The 15,090-nt window shown below is 69.3% G+C and carries 16 protein-coding genes; 7 read left to right on the forward strand and 9 right to left on the reverse strand.

What is annotated here, in order from left to right; all coding sequences use genetic code 11:
* Positions 1-79: 79 nt before the first annotated feature.
* From cobT to Q4I23_RS22655, 5 genes are all read right to left on the reverse strand, one after another.
* On the reverse strand, positions 80-1,945 hold the full coding sequence (cobT, locus tag Q4I23_RS22635) for a cobaltochelatase subunit CobT (RefSeq protein WP_498527709.1): 1,866 nt from the start codon (positions 1,943-1,945) through the stop codon (positions 80-82).
* Positions 1,946-1,954: 9 nt separating this feature from the next.
* A complete protein-coding gene (locus Q4I23_RS22640) occupies positions 1,955-2,350 on the reverse strand; it encodes a type II toxin-antitoxin system VapC family toxin (protein WP_186464801.1) in 396 nt (131 codons plus the stop codon).
* Positions 2,347-2,613 (reverse strand): AbrB/MazE/SpoVT family DNA-binding domain-containing protein, encoded by a 267-nt coding sequence (locus Q4I23_RS22645; RefSeq protein ID WP_094301715.1) that lies wholly within the window; start codon positions 2,611-2,613, stop codon positions 2,347-2,349. Before Q4I23_RS22645 ends, Q4I23_RS22640 begins: the two co-directional genes overlap by 4 nt.
* Positions 2,614-2,642: 29 nt before the next feature.
* Complete coding sequence (gene cobS / locus Q4I23_RS22650) at positions 2,643-3,647, reverse strand: cobaltochelatase subunit CobS (RefSeq protein WP_014239256.1); 1,005 nt, start codon at positions 3,645-3,647, stop codon at positions 2,643-2,645.
* 73 nt (positions 3,648-3,720) lie between these two features.
* Positions 3,721-4,305: a J domain-containing protein gene (locus Q4I23_RS22655; protein ID WP_237904357.1), complete on the reverse strand. Its 585-nt coding sequence runs from the start codon at positions 4,303-4,305 to the stop codon at positions 3,721-3,723.
* Positions 4,306-4,470: 165 nt separating this feature from the next.
* Here Q4I23_RS22655 and Q4I23_RS22660 point away from each other — a divergent pair, with 165 nt between their 5' ends.
* A complete protein-coding gene (locus tag Q4I23_RS22660; RefSeq protein WP_014239259.1) occupies positions 4,471-4,743 on the forward strand; it encodes a BolA family protein in 273 nt (90 codons plus the stop codon).
* Between the two features lie 311 nt (positions 4,744-5,054).
* Positions 5,055-5,477 (forward strand): ribbon-helix-helix domain-containing protein, encoded by a 423-nt coding sequence (locus tag Q4I23_RS22665; protein ID WP_454020473.1) that lies wholly within the window; start codon positions 5,055-5,057, stop codon positions 5,475-5,477.
* Positions 5,478-5,596: 119 nt separating this feature from the next.
* On the opposite strand, the gene Q4I23_RS22670 is transcribed toward Q4I23_RS22665, so the two are convergent.
* The 4 genes from Q4I23_RS22670 to Q4I23_RS22685 all read right to left on the reverse strand — a co-directional run bounded on the left by Q4I23_RS22670 (position 5,597) and on the right by Q4I23_RS22685 (position 8,711).
* Positions 5,597-6,208 carry a DUF2889 domain-containing protein gene (locus Q4I23_RS22670; RefSeq protein ID WP_454020474.1) on the reverse strand — a complete coding sequence of 204 codons (612 nt, stop codon included), beginning with the start codon at positions 6,206-6,208 and terminating at the stop codon, positions 5,597-5,599.
* A gap of 136 nt (positions 6,209-6,344) precedes the next feature.
* Positions 6,345-6,830, reverse strand: a complete 486-nt coding sequence (locus Q4I23_RS22675; RefSeq protein WP_454020475.1) for a CBS domain-containing protein — start codon at positions 6,828-6,830, stop codon at positions 6,345-6,347.
* 113 nt (positions 6,831-6,943) lie between these two features.
* The gene (aroB, locus tag Q4I23_RS22680) at positions 6,944-8,068 is read right to left on the reverse strand and encodes a 3-dehydroquinate synthase (RefSeq protein ID WP_498527710.1); all 1,125 of its coding nucleotides are present in this window, start codon (positions 8,066-8,068) and stop codon (positions 6,944-6,946) included.
* Positions 8,069-8,075: 7 nt separating this feature from the next.
* Positions 8,076-8,711 carry a shikimate kinase gene (locus tag Q4I23_RS22685; protein ID WP_454020477.1) on the reverse strand — a complete coding sequence of 212 codons (636 nt, stop codon included), beginning with the start codon at positions 8,709-8,711 and terminating at the stop codon, positions 8,076-8,078.
* Positions 8,712-9,224: 513 nt separating this feature from the next.
* Between Q4I23_RS22685 and Q4I23_RS22690 the strand changes: the two genes are divergently transcribed.
* The 5 genes from Q4I23_RS22690 to Q4I23_RS22710 all read left to right on the forward strand — a co-directional run.
* Positions 9,225-11,120 carry a hypothetical protein gene (locus Q4I23_RS22690; protein ID WP_498527711.1) on the forward strand — a complete coding sequence of 632 codons (1,896 nt, stop codon included), beginning with the start codon at positions 9,225-9,227 and terminating at the stop codon, positions 11,118-11,120.
* A complete protein-coding gene (xerD, locus tag Q4I23_RS22695; RefSeq protein ID WP_498527712.1) occupies positions 11,117-12,136 on the forward strand; it encodes a site-specific tyrosine recombinase XerD in 1,020 nt (339 codons plus the stop codon). Before Q4I23_RS22690 ends, xerD begins: the two co-directional genes overlap by 4 nt.
* 141 nt (positions 12,137-12,277) lie before the next feature.
* Positions 12,278-13,882, forward strand: a complete 1,605-nt coding sequence (aceB, locus tag Q4I23_RS22700) for a malate synthase A (RefSeq protein WP_498527713.1) — start codon at positions 12,278-12,280, stop codon at positions 13,880-13,882.
* Between the two features lie 65 nt (positions 13,883-13,947).
* Positions 13,948-14,430 carry a DUF29 domain-containing protein gene (locus Q4I23_RS22705; protein WP_498527714.1) on the forward strand — a complete coding sequence of 161 codons (483 nt, stop codon included), beginning with the start codon at positions 13,948-13,950 and terminating at the stop codon, positions 14,428-14,430.
* A gap of 2 nt (positions 14,431-14,432) precedes the next feature.
* Positions 14,433-15,090 (forward strand): DMT family transporter (locus Q4I23_RS22710; RefSeq protein ID WP_498527715.1); only part of this gene is annotated, 658 nt, incomplete at its 3' end.

Genomic DNA, 15,090 nt, shown 5'->3' on the forward strand with positions numbered 1-15,090 from the left:
GCCCGCTGAAACCCGCATTTTTATCCTCAACGGAGGCAAAAGGCCGAAATATGTTCGTTTTTCCGCACCCTGCTAGGCCTCAGCGCCAGCCGCTGCGGCCCCGGCGGTCGTCCTCGTCGAACAGCTCGGCCAGCTTGTTCATCATGGTGCCGCCCAGTTGCTCGGCGTCCACGATGGTGACGGCGCGGCGGTAGTAGCGGGTCACGTCGTGCCCGATGCCGATGGCCACCAGCTCCACCGGCGAGCGGGTCTCGATGTACTCGATCACCTGCCGCAGGTGCCGCTCCAGGTAGTTGCCGGCGTTGACCGACAGGGTCGAGTCGTCCACCGGGGCGCCGTCGGAGATCACCATCAGGATCCGCCGCTGCTCGGGCCGCCCGATCAGGCGGTTGTGCGCCCACATCAGCGCCTCGCCGTCGATGTTCTCCTTCAGGATGCCTTCGCGCAGCATCAGGCCGAGATTCTTGCGGGCGCGGCGCCAGGGCTGGTCGGCGTCCTTGTAGATGATGTGGCGGAGGTCGTTCAGGCGGCCGGGGTTGGCGGGCTTGCCCGAGGAGATCCAGTGCTCGCGCGCCTGTCCGCCCTTCCAGGCGCGGGTGGTGAAGCCCAGCACCTCCACCTTCACCGCGCAGCGCTCCAGCGTGCGGGCCAGGATGTCGGCGCTCATCGCGGCGATGGAGATCGGCCGCCCGCGCATCGAGCCGGAGTTGTCGATCAGCAGCGACACCACCGTGTCGCGGAAGTCCATCTCCTTCTCCTTCTTGAAGGAGAGGGGAAGGACCGGGTTGACGACGATGCGGGCGAGACGGGCGGCGTCGAGGATGCCGTCGTCGAGGTCGAACTCCCACGACCGCTGCTGCTTGGCGAGGAGGCGGCGCTGCAGGCGGTTGGCCAGCTTCGAGATCACGCCCTGGAGATGGACGAGCTGCTGGTCCAGCATGTGGCGCAGCCGGGCCAGCTCCTCCGGGTCGCACAGCTCGGCGGCGTCGACCACCTCGTCGAAGCGGGTGGTGAAGGGCTTGTAGGCGTTGGGGTCGGGCTCGTTGCGGCCGCGCGCTTCCGGGCGCCAGGGCTGGCCGGGGCCGGCGGGCTCCTCCGCCCCCTCGCCCTGGCCCATCTCGGTGTCGCCCTCCTCGCCGGTGCCCTCCTCGGCCTGCTCGCCCTGGTCGGACTCCTGGGGGTCCTGCGAGGTCATCGATTCGGCCTGGCTCTGGGTGTCGTCCTCACCCTGGGTCTGGCCCTTGTTCGGCTCGTTCTCGTTCTCGCCGGAGTCGCGCTCGTCCTCCTCCGGCTCCTGCGGCTCGTCGGGGTCGTTGCCGACCTCCATGTCCAGATCGGTCAGCAGCTTGCGCACGGCGCGGGCGTAGGCGTCCTGGTCGGCCATGTGGCCGGCGAGGCCGTGCAGGTCCTTGCCCAGCCGCTCCTCAATCCAGCCGCGCCACAGGCTGACCGCGTGCTCGGCGGCGGGTGGCGGGGCGGCGCCGGTCATCGCCTCGCGGGCGATCAGGCGCAGCACCTCGGGCAGGGGGACCTGGTCGCGCTCCTCCAGCCGCTCGAAGCCCTGCTTGTGGTAGCGCTCGTCCAGCGCCGCCTCCAGGTTGGCGGCCACGCCGGGCATGTGGCTGGCGCCCAGCGCCTCGCAACGGGCCTGCTCCAGCGCGTCGTAGGCGGCGCGGGCGCTGTCGCCCAGTGGCATGCGCTGGAGATGGATGGCGTTGTCGTGGAAGCGCAGCCGCAGCGACACGGCATCCGCGGCGCCGCGCAGCGTCGCGACGTCGTGCGGGTTCAGGTCGCGCGCCGGGGTGGGAATGCGCACGCGCAGGCCGGCGACGCCGGGCGGCTCGGTGGAGAAGCCCACCTGCACGTCGGCCCGGCGGGAGAGGGCCCGCACCGCGGCGGCGGTGGAGCGCTTGAAGGCCTCGACGGGGTTTTCACGGTCGGTCATGGCGGGCTGTCAGCTCAAAATCTGGAATTCCGGCAGACGGGCTGCCTTGCGGTCGAACGTCAGCGTGGTGGTGCAGCCGGCGTCCCGGTTGCGGAATCCGAGCAGGGCGTCGGAAAAGTCGAAGCCTTGCCGGTGCAGGGCCGATGCGGCCCGCGCGGCCGTTTCGCTTTCCACCCGGATGTCCGCGTTGTCGAGGATGAGGTCCAGGATGCGCGCGATGGTCTCACGGTCCCGGCGCATGACGCCTTCCAGAACCCAGACGAACTCGCACAGGACGATGTCGCCGACGAAGCAGACCTCACCATCGGCGACCAGGGCGCGAACGGCGGTCCGCGCCTTGGCGGCTTGGTCCGGATCGTCCTCCACCACCAGCCGAAGCAGGACGTTGGTGTCCAATCCGATCACGACGTCCGGTCCTGTGGCCCGGCGTGCCGTTCCGCCATGCGCCGGCGGATTGCGTCGTCCATTTCCTCCTGGGACAGGGCGCGCGTGAACGTGCCCCCGCTGCCGATGAGATCGTCCAGACTGTGCGGGCGGGGTCTGACCAGGACGGTGCGGTCGTCGCGCAGGATCAACTCGACGCGGTCGCCGGGCTTCACGCCCAGCCGCTCGCGCAGATCCTGCGGCAACGCCAATTCCCCGTTCGGTCCGACCTCGATGTACCCCATTGCCGGCCTTTCCCTCGGCTCGCCCCCCGTCACACCAGGTTCGCCTGCACTCCCGTCTCCGGCAGCTCGGTGCCGAAGCAGCGCTGGTAGTATTCGGCGACGGTCGGCCGCTCCACCTCGTCGCACTTGTTCAGGAAGGTGATCCGGAACGCGAAGGCGATGTCGTTGAAGATGTTGGCGTTCTGCGCCCAGGTGATGACCGTGCGCGGGCTCATCACGGTGGAGATGTCGCCGTTGATGAAGCCGGCGCGGGTCAGATCGGCCAGGCGCACCATCGACGCCACGGTCTTGCGGCCGGCCTCGCTGTCGTATTCCGGCACCTTGGAGGCGACGATCTTCACCTCGGCGTCCACCGGCAGGTAGTTCAGCGTCGCCACGATGTTCCAGCGGTCCATCTGGCCCTGGTTGATCTGCTGCGTGCCGTGGTAGAGGCCGGTGGTGTCGCCCAGACCGACGGTGTTCGCGGTGGCGAACAGGCGGAAGGCCGGGTGCGGGCGGATGACGCGGTTCTGGTCGAGCAGGGTCAGCTTGCCTTCCACCTCCAGCACGCGCTGGATCACGAACATCACGTCGGGACGGCCCGCGTCATACTCGTCGAAGACCAGCGCGCAGGCGTGCTGCAGCGCCCAGGGCAGGATGCCTTCGCGGTATTCCGTCACCTGAACGCCGTCGCGCAGGACGATGGCGTCCTTGCCCATCAGGTCGATGCGGCTGATGTGGCTGTCCAGGTTGATGCGGATGCAGGGCCAGTTCAGGCGCGCGGCCACCTGTTCGATGTGGGTGGACTTGCCGGTCCCGTGATAGCCCTGGACCATGACGCGACGGTTGTAGGCGAAGCCAGCCAGGATCGCGAGCGTCGTGTCGCGGTCGAAGCGGTAGGCTTCGTCGATGTCCGGCACATGCTCCGTGCGCTGGCTGAAGGCCGGCACCTGCATGTCGCTGTCGATGCCGAACACTTGACGCACCGACAGGGTGATGTCGGGAACGTGATCGAACAGGGCCGAGCTGGCCTGGGTGGCTCCTTGAGAAGGCATGGGAGGTTCTTATCGTTCCAACGTGTCTGTTGTCGGGGCCGCCCGGCCAATCTGGTCCGGCCAACCGTCGGGGTTACGCACCATAGCAGGCTTTCAGCGTGTTGTAGGCCTGATTGATCTCCTTCAACTTTTCTTCGGCCGCCTTGTCCCCGCCATTGGCGTCGGGATGGTGGATTTTCACCAGCTCGCGGTAGCGCGCCTTGATGCGCGGGAAATCCACCGGCGGGGCGAGGTCGAGGACGACCAGCGCCTCCTCCTCCGCGCTGCGGGCGGCCTGGCGGCGCTGCTTGCTCTCCTCGGACTGGTCCTTGCCGGCCTCGCGCCCGAACTCGAAGCTGAAGCCGTGCATCGCGCGGTCGCGCAGGAACTTCTCCTGCACCCCCCAGAAGCCGAGCGGCCAGCTCGGCCTCTGCCACGTGGTGTCGCGGCGGACCTCGGCCTCGATCTGCTCGGGCTTCATGCCGGCGTAATAGTCCCAGGCGCGGTTGTATTCGCGCACATGGTCCAGGCAGAACCAGTAGTAGTCGTTGAGCTGCCGGCGGCTCTTCGGCGCCCGGTACGCGCCCTCGCCGGCACAGCCCGGATGATCGCAGGCGCGCACGGCGGTGCGCGGCTGGTCGTAGCGGCTGAAGTCGTAGCGGGTGCGTGGCTTGCTCATGTGCGAAGTATGGGAAGAGGCATCCTTTCTGGCAAGCGCACGCAAGGGGGCGGTGCCGAACTGCGGAAAATGGCCGGTCTGCGGCATTGGCGGCTTGACGGGAGCGGTGCCGCGCCGTCACCTCAATCCCAAACCCGCCCCCGCCCAAACCCAATGAGGACCCCCATGGAATACGCCACCCGCATGCGCCGGAAGCTGACTGACGCGCTGGCCCCCGAGCGGCTCGACATCCAGGACGACTCCGGCCGGCACGCCGGCCATGGCGGCGCCCACCCGGAAGGCGAGACGCATTTTCACGTCACCATCGTCTCCGCGGCCTTCGCCGGAAAGTCGCGCGTGGAGCGCCAGCGGCTGGTCTATGGCCTGCTCGCCCAAGAAATGGCGGAGCGCGTTCACGCCCTCGGCCTGACCACGCTGACGCCCGAAGAGGCTCGCTGACAGCAACGCCGACAAGAACGCCGTGCCGCCGCCCGTGCAGCAAGGGAAAAGCGCCACCTGCAAATGCATACATACGCATGCAACTACTAGAGGTTCTTTTCCGTCTTCAAACATAATTGGAGTGCTGCCGTGGTTGCAATTCTCGCTGTATTTAGTAGAGTGCAGCGCATGCAACCAATCAATGCGCCGTGGGCGATGCACTTTTCGCGCGTCGTCCGGCGGGTTCGTGGAGAGGGCGGCGTATGGCGAAGCGCGGGCCGAAGAAGCGGTTAACAGTGAATCCCAACGCGTGTGTGGAACCGCTGAAGAGCATGAACATCATGATTGCCGGGCGCCGCACGAGCATGCGTCTGGAGCCGACCATGTGGGACGCTCTGGAGGACATCGCCCGCCGCGAGGGCCTGACGGTCAACGGCCTCTGCACGCTGATCAAGGACCGGCTGGACGAGCAGGTCCGGCGGCGCGGTCCGGGCGCGGACAATGCGGAGGTCACCCTGACCTCGGCGGTCCGCGTCTTCATCGCGGCCTATTTCCGCCGGGCCTGCACCGAGGACGGTCATGTCCAGGCCGGACACGGCGGGGGCGATCCCTTCGTGGGGACGCCCTTCGACCTGCCACCGCTCGACGAGCTGGATCGTACGGAAAGCGGGGCCGGCACCACGGCATCGGCTTTGCCGCCGGCGGCAAAGCCGGGCGCGGCGATCGAGGGCCTGCGGTCCGCGCTGGAAGCGTGACAGGAGGAGCATTCCGATCGGCAGAAGATAAAGGGCGCGTCCACAGGATGCGCCCTTATGTGTCTGTCCGGTAAGCTGTGTCCGATGCGGACGAAGACCGGTCGGCCCCGACCGCCGCCTCAGTCCGCGGCGTCCCGCGGACGGTCGCCGGTGTAGTGGTCGGGCCAGTTCTTCCGCACGACCTCGCCGTTGCTGTCGAAGATGTGGCAGGTGTTCAGCAGCACCGGGCGCTTGGTGCGCAGCATGTCCTCCTTGCTGCCCGCCTCGCCGCCGGCCGCCCGGGCCTTCTCGGCCTGTTCGCGCGCCAGGATGGGATAGATGGTCTGAAAGGCGGTGGTGGCGATCGGCCCCAGAAGCTCCACCAGATGCGTGCAGCCTTGGACGCCGCCCAGCCGCTCCTTCACCGCGCGGGTCCAGCCCGGCCCGATCTTCAGCCCGACCAGTCGCTGGAAATTGGGTGTGACGGAGCCGCAGGTGCGGTAGGGGCTCTTCTCCGTCACCGCTTCCACCGCCTGGACGATCAGGTCGTTGTCCACCGTCAGGCGAAGCCACATGCCGTGCACCGGGTCGCCGGGCAGGATCTGACCGCGCTGCTCGGTGTGGAAGGCGTAGCTCTTCACATCGGTCAGATGGCCTTCGACATCCCACAGCCCATCGGTCCGCCGATAGCCCCGGCAGGTGACTTCCCGGATGTGGATCGGTTCGCGCGCGGCGGGTTCGGACAGCGGCATGGGACTCTCTGACGTTCGGCCTAGTTCGGACGGCCTGATTGTTGGGGCGTACCCGGGAATATCGGTGGGGCCAGCGTTCAGGTCAAGCCGGCTTCACCGCATTGCAGCATTACGCGCCGAGGCGCTGTGCCTGGGGTTATGGAGGAGCGCCGGCGGAGTAGTTCGACCCGAAGATGAAAGCCTCACGGTCGCGGATCTCGTCCTCCAGATGAGCGCGGACCACGGCGAACAGGTCGCGGATGGAGACGATGCCCATCACCATGCCGTCCGATTCGCCGTTCGCGGTGACCGGCAGGTGGCGGTAATGGTGGCGCTCCATCAGGTCCAGCGCTTCGTAGGCGTGGGCGTCCGGTCCCAGCGTGTCGGGAGAAGCGGTCATGACCTCGGCGAGCCGGGTCGCTGCTGGATCGCGGCCTGGGGCGACGACGCGGGCCGCGAGATCGCGCTCGGTGAAGATGCCCTTCAGCGACCGGCCGCCTTCCGCTTGGTCCTGGGTGACCAAGAGGGCGGCGACGCGGCGTTCCGCCATCAGAACGGTGGCGTCGTGGACACTGGCCTCCGGGGACAGGCAGACGAGCTGCTGATCCTTGATGACGTCGGGGATGAGCTTGCGGTTCGGCATGTCCCTTCTCCCTTTGTGGGGCGGCTTTTTCTCGCATCTTGGACGCGAATCGGAACTGTCGTTAACTCTGACAGTTTGCCACCCCAACGGTCAAGGGATTATGGTGCAGCGCATCAGCGCGCGACGGCATCCTCCAGTAGCGCACGCACCACCGCCGGATCGACGTCGCGCTGGGTGAAGGCGTCACCCAACGCGCGCACAAGCACGAAAGCGATGCGCCCGTCCTTGACCTTCTTGTCTTTGGCCATGGACAGGATCAGCCCGTCGACGTCCCATTCCACACCGGGCACGTCGGTGGGACGGACCGGCAGACCGACGCGGGCCAGATGGGCGCGCGCCGTCTCGGCGTCCGCCGCCGGGCACAGCCCCAGCCGCACCGACAGGTCGAAGGCCAGGACCATGCCGATCGACACCGCCTCGCCGTGCAGCAGGCGAGAGCCGAAGCCGGTCGCCGCCTCCAGCGCGTGGCCGAAGGTGTGGCCGAGGTTCAGCAGGGCGCGGTCGCCGCTCTCCCGCTCGTCCACGCCGACAATGGCGGCCTTGGCCCGGCAGCTTTCGGTGACGGCGTGGCGGCGGGCATCGCTGTCGCCGGCGACCACCCGTTCGCCGTTCGCCTCCAGCCAGGCGAAGAAGCCGGGCAGGCGGATCAGCCCGTACTTCACCACCTCGGCGTAGCCGGCCAGCACCTCGCGCCGCGGCAGGGTATCCAGCGTGGCGGTGTCGGCGATGACCAGACGCGGCTGGTGGAAGGCGCCGATCAGGTTCTTGCCGTGCGGGCTGTTGATGCCGGTCTTGCCGCCGACCGAGCTGTCCACTTGGCTCAGCAGCGTGGTCGGCACCTGGATGAAGTCGATGCCGCGCAGCGCCGAGGCGGCGGCGAAGCCGGTGATGTCGCCGATCACCCCGCCGCCGAGCGCCAGCAGGACCGCCGACCGTTCGATCCCGCGCGCCAGGACGGCGTCCATCAGCCGTTCGAAATGGGCGATGTCCTTGGTCTTCTCGCCCGCCGGCAGGACGATGGCCTGGGTCGGCTCGATGCCGGCGTCGCGCAGTGTGCGTTCCAGCGTCGGCAAGTGCAGCGGAGCGACGTTCTCGTCGGTGACGACGATGGGCGCCTTGCCCTTGGTGATCGCGGCGATGCGCGCTCCGGCGCCGTCGAGCACCCGGTCGCCGACCAGGATGTCGTAGCTGCGCGGACCGAGGTCGAGGCGGACGGTGTCTGTGACGGTTTTGGTCATGGCGGGATCAGGGCTTGTCGTGGTGGTGATGCGCCGGGTGGCGGTGATGATGGTGGTGCGAGTGGGGCAGGGTGATGCCGAAATGCGCCTCCAGCGCCTCGATCACCTGCTCCACGGTCGCTTCCGGCGGGCGCTCGTCGCTGATCACCGTCAGGTCGGCTTCCGCATAGACGGGGTAGCGGGCGGTCATCAGCCGGCTCAGGATCTCCTTGGGATCGCCGGCGTTCAGCAGCGGGCGGTGGGTGCGCCGTGCCGTGCGGGCCAGCAGCACGTCCAGTTCGGCGCGCAGCCAGACCGAAAGGCCGTGGGCGCGGATGGCCGCGCGCGTCTCCGGGTCCATGAAGGCGCCGCCGCCGGTCGCCAGGATGTGCACCGGCTGTTCGGTCAGCAACCGGGTGATGATCCGCCGCTCCACCGAGCGGAACACCGCCTCGCCGTCGCGGGCGAAGATTTCCGCGATGGAGCAGCCCGCCGCCGTCTCGATCTCCGTGTCGGCATCGACGAAGGGCAGGTGCAGCCGCGCGGCCAGCCGTCGCCCGATCGCGCTTTTCCCGGCGCCCATCAAGCCGACCAGCACCACCGTCTTCGGCAGAATCTTCGAAGGGGCTTGCGGTTGTCCCTGCGGTGGTAGGCGGGCGGTCATGGTGCTGTGGACTTTCCTGATGCGAGACCGGGGTGCCGGTGTTCGATTCGGTCGCAGGGGCCTGCGCATGTTGCGCAGCGGCGCCCCCGTGGCTAAAGTGGTACGTCCGGCGTTCATCGGCCATCGGGCCAGCGGTGCGGACGGTGTGCGATGATTAGCATGAAAGCGCACCCTTGTCCCAAGCCGCACGGACGCAGACCGTGATACAGCGCCGCCGTTCCTTCCACAGAAACACGACTCCAATCGCCATGAGCCGGGTTATTTCCATTCTTTTCGTCCTGTTCCTCTTCGTCATCGGGGGTGGCATGGCCTTCCTTGCCTCCTGGGACATGCCGGCACCGTCTAAGACGGTGGAAAAGGTCATTCCGGATGAGCGGTTCCCCCGCTGACGCCGGGGACGCCGCCGGGCGCCGCCGCCGGTCTGCCGCTCCGCCACGGGGCGGACGGGTCGGAGCCGGCGCCGTTTCCATGTTTACCGCCGCTTCTCTCGGGTTGGCCCCTCTGGCCCTGGCTGTGTCCGCAGCCCTGATGGGAGCGGCGACGCCGGCGCTGGCCCAGGCCTATACCCAGGCCGTGCCTTCCGGGCCGCCGATCCGCCTGTTTCCGCCGCCGGAACGGATGGCCGTCCCCGACGTCGAATCCGGGGCCGGGCGGGTCCTGGACGATCCGCTGGCCTCGCCGGGACCGTCCGCTGCTCCGCTGCCGCTGACCCCGCCCGCCGCTCCGCCGCCCGTCCATACGCCGTCCTTCGACGTGGTGCCCACCGTGGCGTCGCCCTCGGCCATTGCGGTGGAGACGCTGGGGCCGCTCGACCCCGACGGCGCCGGGCCTCTGGAGGGAGCCGCCGGACTGGGCGGCGACCCCTGGCGCGGCATCCCGCGCGCCGAGGTGCTGGCCCTGCTGCCGGAGCTGCCCACCCTCACCCCGTCGCCCGCCGTGAAGGAGCTGCAGCGCCGGTTGCTGCTCAGCCGCGGCTCGCCCGCGGCCGCTCCGGGCGAACCCGAGCCGGTGCGCCGCTTCGGCGCGCTGCGGGTGGAGAAGCTGGCAGACATGGGCGACCCGCGGGGCGCGGCTGACCTTGCCGCTCTGCTGCCCGAGGCGATGACGGCCGACGAGGCCGCCGCCCGCGCCGTGACCGACGCCCAACTGCTCGCCGGCCCTCTGGACTGCGCCGCCGCGACGGAGCGTGCCAAGCCCTTCACCGCCCCCTATTGGCAGAGGGTGGCGCTGTTCTGCCGCCTGCGCGCCGGGCGGATCGGCGGGGTGATGCCCACCGAGGCCGGGGCTGCCCCGGCGGGCGACGACCTCGCCTTCGAGATGCTGCGTGAGCAGCCCGGCGGCGATCCCGATTTCCTGCGGGTGGCCGAGGCGATGGCCGGCGGCCCGGCGGTCCGGCTGCGCAGCCTGAAGGACCCCAGCCCGCTGACCCTGGCCGCTCTGCGGACGGTCCAGGCCGGGTTGCCGCCGGATGTGCTGTCCCTGACCGACCCGGCCCGTCTGGCCGCGGTGGCGTCCAACAATGGCACCGACCCGGCGACCCGCATGACCGCGGCGGAGCGCGCCGCCACCGCCCTGTTCCTCGATTCCCGGCGGCTGGCGGAGGCGTACCGCGCCGCCCCGGCCAAGGGGGACGAGCTGCTGCGGCTGAAGGACGCCGCGGCCCGCGACCGCACGGCCCGCACCCGCGCGCTGGTGCAGCAGGCCATGCTCGCCGCCATGGGCGGCGGGCGGCGGGTGGAGTTGGCCGGGCTGGCGCTGGAGCTTCTCGACCCGCCGATGCTGGCCGGTCCGGTGGGGGCGGTGGTGGCGGACATGCTCGACACCCTGTCGCCGACTCCGGACGCCGCCGCCCTGGCCCCCGCCGCCGCGCGGCTCTGCTTCGCGTTGGGTCGGGCCGACAAGGGCAAGCGCTGGTACGATCTCGCCCTGCGCAGCCGTCCCACGGCGGAGGTGGCGCGGCTGTGGCCGCTCGCCGTCATCGCGCTCGGTCCGCCGCCGGGCGGTGGGGCGCTGGGCCTCGCCGGCTGGCTGGACGAATCGCTGCGCGGTGCCGATCCGGAGGGCCGCGCCCGCGTCGCCGGGCAGTTGGCCCTGCTCCAGGCGATGGGCGTCGCCGTGCCGGAGGAGGCGTGGCGCCGGACCGCTGACCCCGAGGAGACGGCCCCCACGCCTGTGGACGCCCGTCCTCCCACCGCCGATCCCGCCCTCTGGCAACGCTTGGCCGAGGCTTCATCCGACCGGCGCGTCGGCGAGACGGCGCTGGCCGCCCTGCTGCTGCTCGGCAACGCCGGGCCGGCGGGCACGCCGCCCGCGGTGGTGGCGCGTGTGGTCAGTGCCCTGCGCGCCGTGGGTCTGGACAGCGATGCCCGCGCGATCGCCCGTGAAGCCGCCGCGGCCCTGGCCGGATGAGTCCCATGCCCAAAACGATCCCGCCAAAAGCCCAGCCGAAGCGGCGCGGGCGCCCCTGCAAACCGCGCCCGATCGCGGCCTCGCCCCATGTCGACGCCTTTCTGGACATGCTGACGGCGGAGCGCGGCGCGGCGCTGAACACCCGCATGGCCTACGAGCGCGACCTCGCCGACCTCGCCCTCTGGCTGGCCCAGCGCGGCCAGCCGCTGGAAAAGGCGGTGACGGAGGATCTGCGCGCCTACCTCGCCTTCCAGTATGTGGAGGGTGGGCAGAAGCCGGCGCCGCGCACGCTGGCCCGCCGCCTGTCGGCGATGCGCCAGTTCTACCGCTTTCTGGTTTCGGAAGGGCGACGGGTGGACGATCCGGCCTCGGCGCTCGACAGCCCCAAGCAGGGCCGCCCGCTGCCCAAGATCCTGACGGTGGAGGAGGTCACGCGCATGATCGACTCCGCCCAGACCCGCGGCGGGCCGGAAGGGCTGCGGCTGGTCGCGCTTCTGGAGGTGCTCTACGCCACCGGTCTGCGCGTGTCGGAACTGGTCGGCCTGCCGATGGCCGCCATCCTGCGCGACGGGCGCGGGCTGATCGTGCGCGGCAAAGGCGGGAAGGAGCGCATGGTGCCGCTGTCCGAACCGGCCTCCGCCGCGCTGGGCGCCTATCTGCCCTGGCGGAGCCACTTCATTTTGGCTGGCCGGGAGAACGGGCCGATCGCCTTCCTCTTCCCATCGCGCAGCTCCACCAACGGGCACCTGACGCGCCAGCGCTTCGCCCAGTTGCTGAAGGAGCTGGCCATCGAGTCGAACATCGACCCGGAGAAGGTCAGCCCTCACGTCCTGCGCCACGCCTTCGCCACCCATCTGCTCGACCGTGGGGCGGACCTGCGCTCGGTCCAGAAGATGCTGGGCCACGCCGACATCGCCACCACCCAGATCTACACCCATGTGGTGTCGGAGCGTCTAAAACAGGTCGTTCACGAGCATCACCCGCTGGCCCGGCGAAAAACCGTTCGCACGCAATAGTGTTGCGCGCAAAAGGGTTGCCCCTTTCAAAGGATGCCAATCCGGCTATGGCGGCTTCTCCCGCTGTGGTATAGCCCTTGTCCTAATGGGGTTGGCAGGCGAGTGCGCCGGACCGCCCTCGCGACGAACTGGGGGAACCGCATGGCCACGACCATCTCCGGGCTTGAGATCCTGGGTCCGATCACGCCGGGCTTCGAGACGATCCTGACGCCGGAGGCGTTGGCCTTCCTGGCGGAGCTGGAGGGGCGGTTCGGGTCGGAACGGTTGCGCCTGCTCGACGTGCGGACCAAGCGGCGGGCGCTGATCGACCAGGGCCACACGCCGGACTTCCTGCCGGAAACCCGCGCCATCCGCGAGGCCGACTGGACCATCGCGCCGCTGCCGCACGACCTGCTCGACCGCCGGGTGGAGATCACCGGGCCGGTGGACCGCAAGATGATCATCAACGCGCTGAATTCCGGCGCGAAGGTCTTCATGGCGGATTTCGAGGATTCGAGCTGCCCGTCCTGGGCCAACCTGATCGACGGACAGGTCAACCTGCGCGACGCCGTGCGCCGGACCATCGCCTTCGACGATCCGGTGTCGGGCAAGAAGTACCGGCTGAACGACAGGACCGCCGTCCTCAAGGTCCGTCCGCGCGGCTGGCATCTGGCGGAGAAGCATGTCCGATTCGACGGCGAACCGGTGTCCGGCGCGCTGTTCGACTTCGCCCTCTACACCTTTCACAACGCGCAGGAATTGCTGTCCCACGGCTCCGGCCCCTATTTTTACCTGCCGAAGCTGGAAAGCCATTTCGAGGCGCGACTGTGGAACGAGGTGTTCTCGGTCGCCGAGGATTATCTCAAGATCCCGCATAGCTCGATCAAGGCCACGGTGCTGGTGGAGACCATCCTGGCCGCCTTCGAGATGGACGAGATCCTCTACGAGCTGCGCGACCATTCCGCCGGGCTGAACTGCGGGCGCTGGGACTACATCTTCAGCTTCATCAAGACCTTCCGCAACGACCCCGCCGCCGTCCTGCCCGACCGGGCGGAGGTGACGATGGCGACGCCCTTCCTGCAGTCCTACAGCCTGCTGGCGGTCAAGACCTGCCACCGCCGCGGCGCCCCGGCCATCGGCGGCATGGCCGCCTACATCCCGGTGAAGGACGATCCGGCGGCCAACGAGGTGGCCTTCTCCAAGGTCCGCGCCGACAAGGAGCGGGAAGTGTCCAACGGCCATGACGGCACCTGGGTCGCCCACCCCGGCCTCGTTCCCGTCGCGCGGGAGGTCTTCGACGCCTACATGCGCAAGCCCAACCAGATCGACCGCAAGCGCGCCGACGTCAGCGTGACCGCCGCCGACCTGCTGGCCGTCCCGGAGGGGCCGAAGACGGAGCGCGGCCTGCGCAACAACGTGGCCGTCGCCATCGGCTATCTGGAGGCGTGGCTGCGCGGCATCGGCTGCGTGCCGCTGTTCAACCTGATGGAGGACGCCGCCACCGCCGAGATCAGCCGCACCCAGCTCTGGCAGTGGGTCCACCACGGCGCCGCGCTGGACGACGGTCGCCCGGTGACCATGGAGCTGGTGGACGAGACCATTGCCGAGGAGTTGGCCGCCTGGAAGGCCCGCGTCGGCGATCGCGCCTTCGAACGGGGACTGTACGAGGACGCCGCGGTGATGCTGCGCGACCTCGTGGAGCGGGACGACTTCGTGGATTTCCTGACCCTGCCGGCCTACGACCGCATCGTCGCGCAGGGGGCGTGAGGGCGTTGCCAAGCCCACGGCGTGTTCACCATATTGGTGTCGGCACATCACCCGAAGGGGCCGCCATGGGACGCAACGCCGCCGCGTATGGAGACGATTTCTACGGCTGGACGCAGGAGCAGGCCGGGCTTCTGCGCGCCGGCAAGCTGTCCGAAGTGGACGCCGAAAACCTCGCGGAGGAGATCGAGAGCATGGGCCGCAGCGAGGCCGACCGTCTGCGAAGCTGCCTGCGCCTGATTCTTTTGCACCTCCTGAAATGGCAGGAACAACCCGCCCGCCGGTCGCGGAGCTGGCGCAACAGCATCCAGCGGGAGCGGGACAACGCGGCCCTTGTGTTGGAGGACAACCCCAGCCTGACGCCCAAGCTGCCCGCGCTGTTCGCCAAGGCCTACCAGCTTGCCCGGCGTGAGGCCGCCCGCGAAACCGATCTGCCGGTGGAGCGTTTTTCCGAGGAAAGCCCCTTCACGGTGGAGCAGACCCTCGACCCGGCTTTTCCGGACGATCTGGAAGACGGCTGGCGTCGCAGCCCCCGGACCCCGCGGGTCTGACATTGACCCTTCCATCCTCCACCGTCCCGCCGGCGTCGCGCGGGGCCGAATCGCTTGCGTTGCTGCTCCTGGTCGGCGGGTTGATCGGCGTGATCTTTCCGGTCACCAAGATCGCGCAGGCGGCCGGCGTGCCGCCGCTGCCCTGGGCCTTCTCCATGATGCTGGGCGCCGGGGTGATCCTGGCCGGGCTGGCGCGCGTCAAAGGGCAGGCGATGCCGGTGACTGGGCGGTATCTTCGCTACTTCGCGGTGTCGGGGCTGCTGTCCATGGCGCTGCCCAACGTCGTGCTGTTCTTCGTCATGCCCTGGCTGGGGGCCGGGTTGTCGGCGGTGGTCTACACGCTGCCGCCGATCCTGACGCTGCTGATGGCCGTGGCGGTGCGGATCGAGACGCCCGACCGCGGGCGGGTAGCGGGCATCCTGCTTGGATTCGTCGGCGCGCTGATGATCGTCGGGCCGCGCGGCAGCCTGCCCTCGCCCGATCTGGCCGGCTGGATGGCGCTGGCCTTCGTCATGCCGCTGTCGGTCGCGGCGGGCAACGTCTACCGCACCGTGGCCTGGCCGCCGGGCGGGCAGCCGGTGGCGCTGGCGGCGGGCACCATGCCTGTCTCTTATACACATCTGACGCTGCCGACGATTATACGCGAGTGTAGATCTCGGT

The organism is Azospirillum sp. UFLA03-27, assembly GCF_059803775.1.

Bases quoted from the DNA above. Each gene is read 5' to 3' on its own strand.
- cobT (WP_498527709.1), bottom strand. From the start codon at position 1,945: ATGACCGACCGTGAAAACCCCGTCGAGGCCTTCAAGCGCTCCACCGCC.
- Q4I23_RS22645 (WP_094301715.1), bottom strand. From the start codon at position 2,613: ATGGGGTACATCGAGGTCGGACCGAACGGGGAATTGGCGTTGCCGCAG.
- cobS (WP_014239256.1), bottom strand. From the start codon at position 3,647: ATGCCTTCTCAAGGAGCCACCCAGGCCAGCTCGGCCCTGTTCGATCAC.
- Q4I23_RS22655 (WP_237904357.1), bottom strand. From the start codon at position 4,305: ATGAGCAAGCCACGCACCCGCTACGACTTCAGCCGCTACGACCAGCCG.
- Q4I23_RS22660 (WP_014239259.1), top strand. From the start codon at position 4,471: ATGGAATACGCCACCCGCATGCGCCGGAAGCTGACTGACGCGCTGGCC.
- Q4I23_RS22665 (WP_454020473.1), top strand. From the start codon at position 5,055: ATGAACATCATGATTGCCGGGCGCCGCACGAGCATGCGTCTGGAGCCG.
- Q4I23_RS22670 (WP_454020474.1), bottom strand. From the start codon at position 6,208: ATGCCGCTGTCCGAACCCGCCGCGCGCGAACCGATCCACATCCGGGAA.
- Q4I23_RS22675 (WP_454020475.1), bottom strand. From the start codon at position 6,830: ATGCCGAACCGCAAGCTCATCCCCGACGTCATCAAGGATCAGCAGCTC.
- aroB (WP_498527710.1), bottom strand. From the start codon at position 8,068: ATGACCAAAACCGTCACAGACACCGTCCGCCTCGACCTCGGTCCGCGC.
- Q4I23_RS22685 (WP_454020477.1), bottom strand. From the start codon at position 8,711: ATGACCGCCCGCCTACCACCGCAGGGACAACCGCAAGCCCCTTCGAAG.
- xerD (WP_498527712.1), top strand. From the start codon at position 11,117: ATGAGTCCCATGCCCAAAACGATCCCGCCAAAAGCCCAGCCGAAGCGG.
- aceB (WP_498527713.1), top strand. From the start codon at position 12,278: ATGGCCACGACCATCTCCGGGCTTGAGATCCTGGGTCCGATCACGCCG.
- Q4I23_RS22705 (WP_498527714.1), top strand. From the start codon at position 13,948: ATGGGACGCAACGCCGCCGCGTATGGAGACGATTTCTACGGCTGGACG.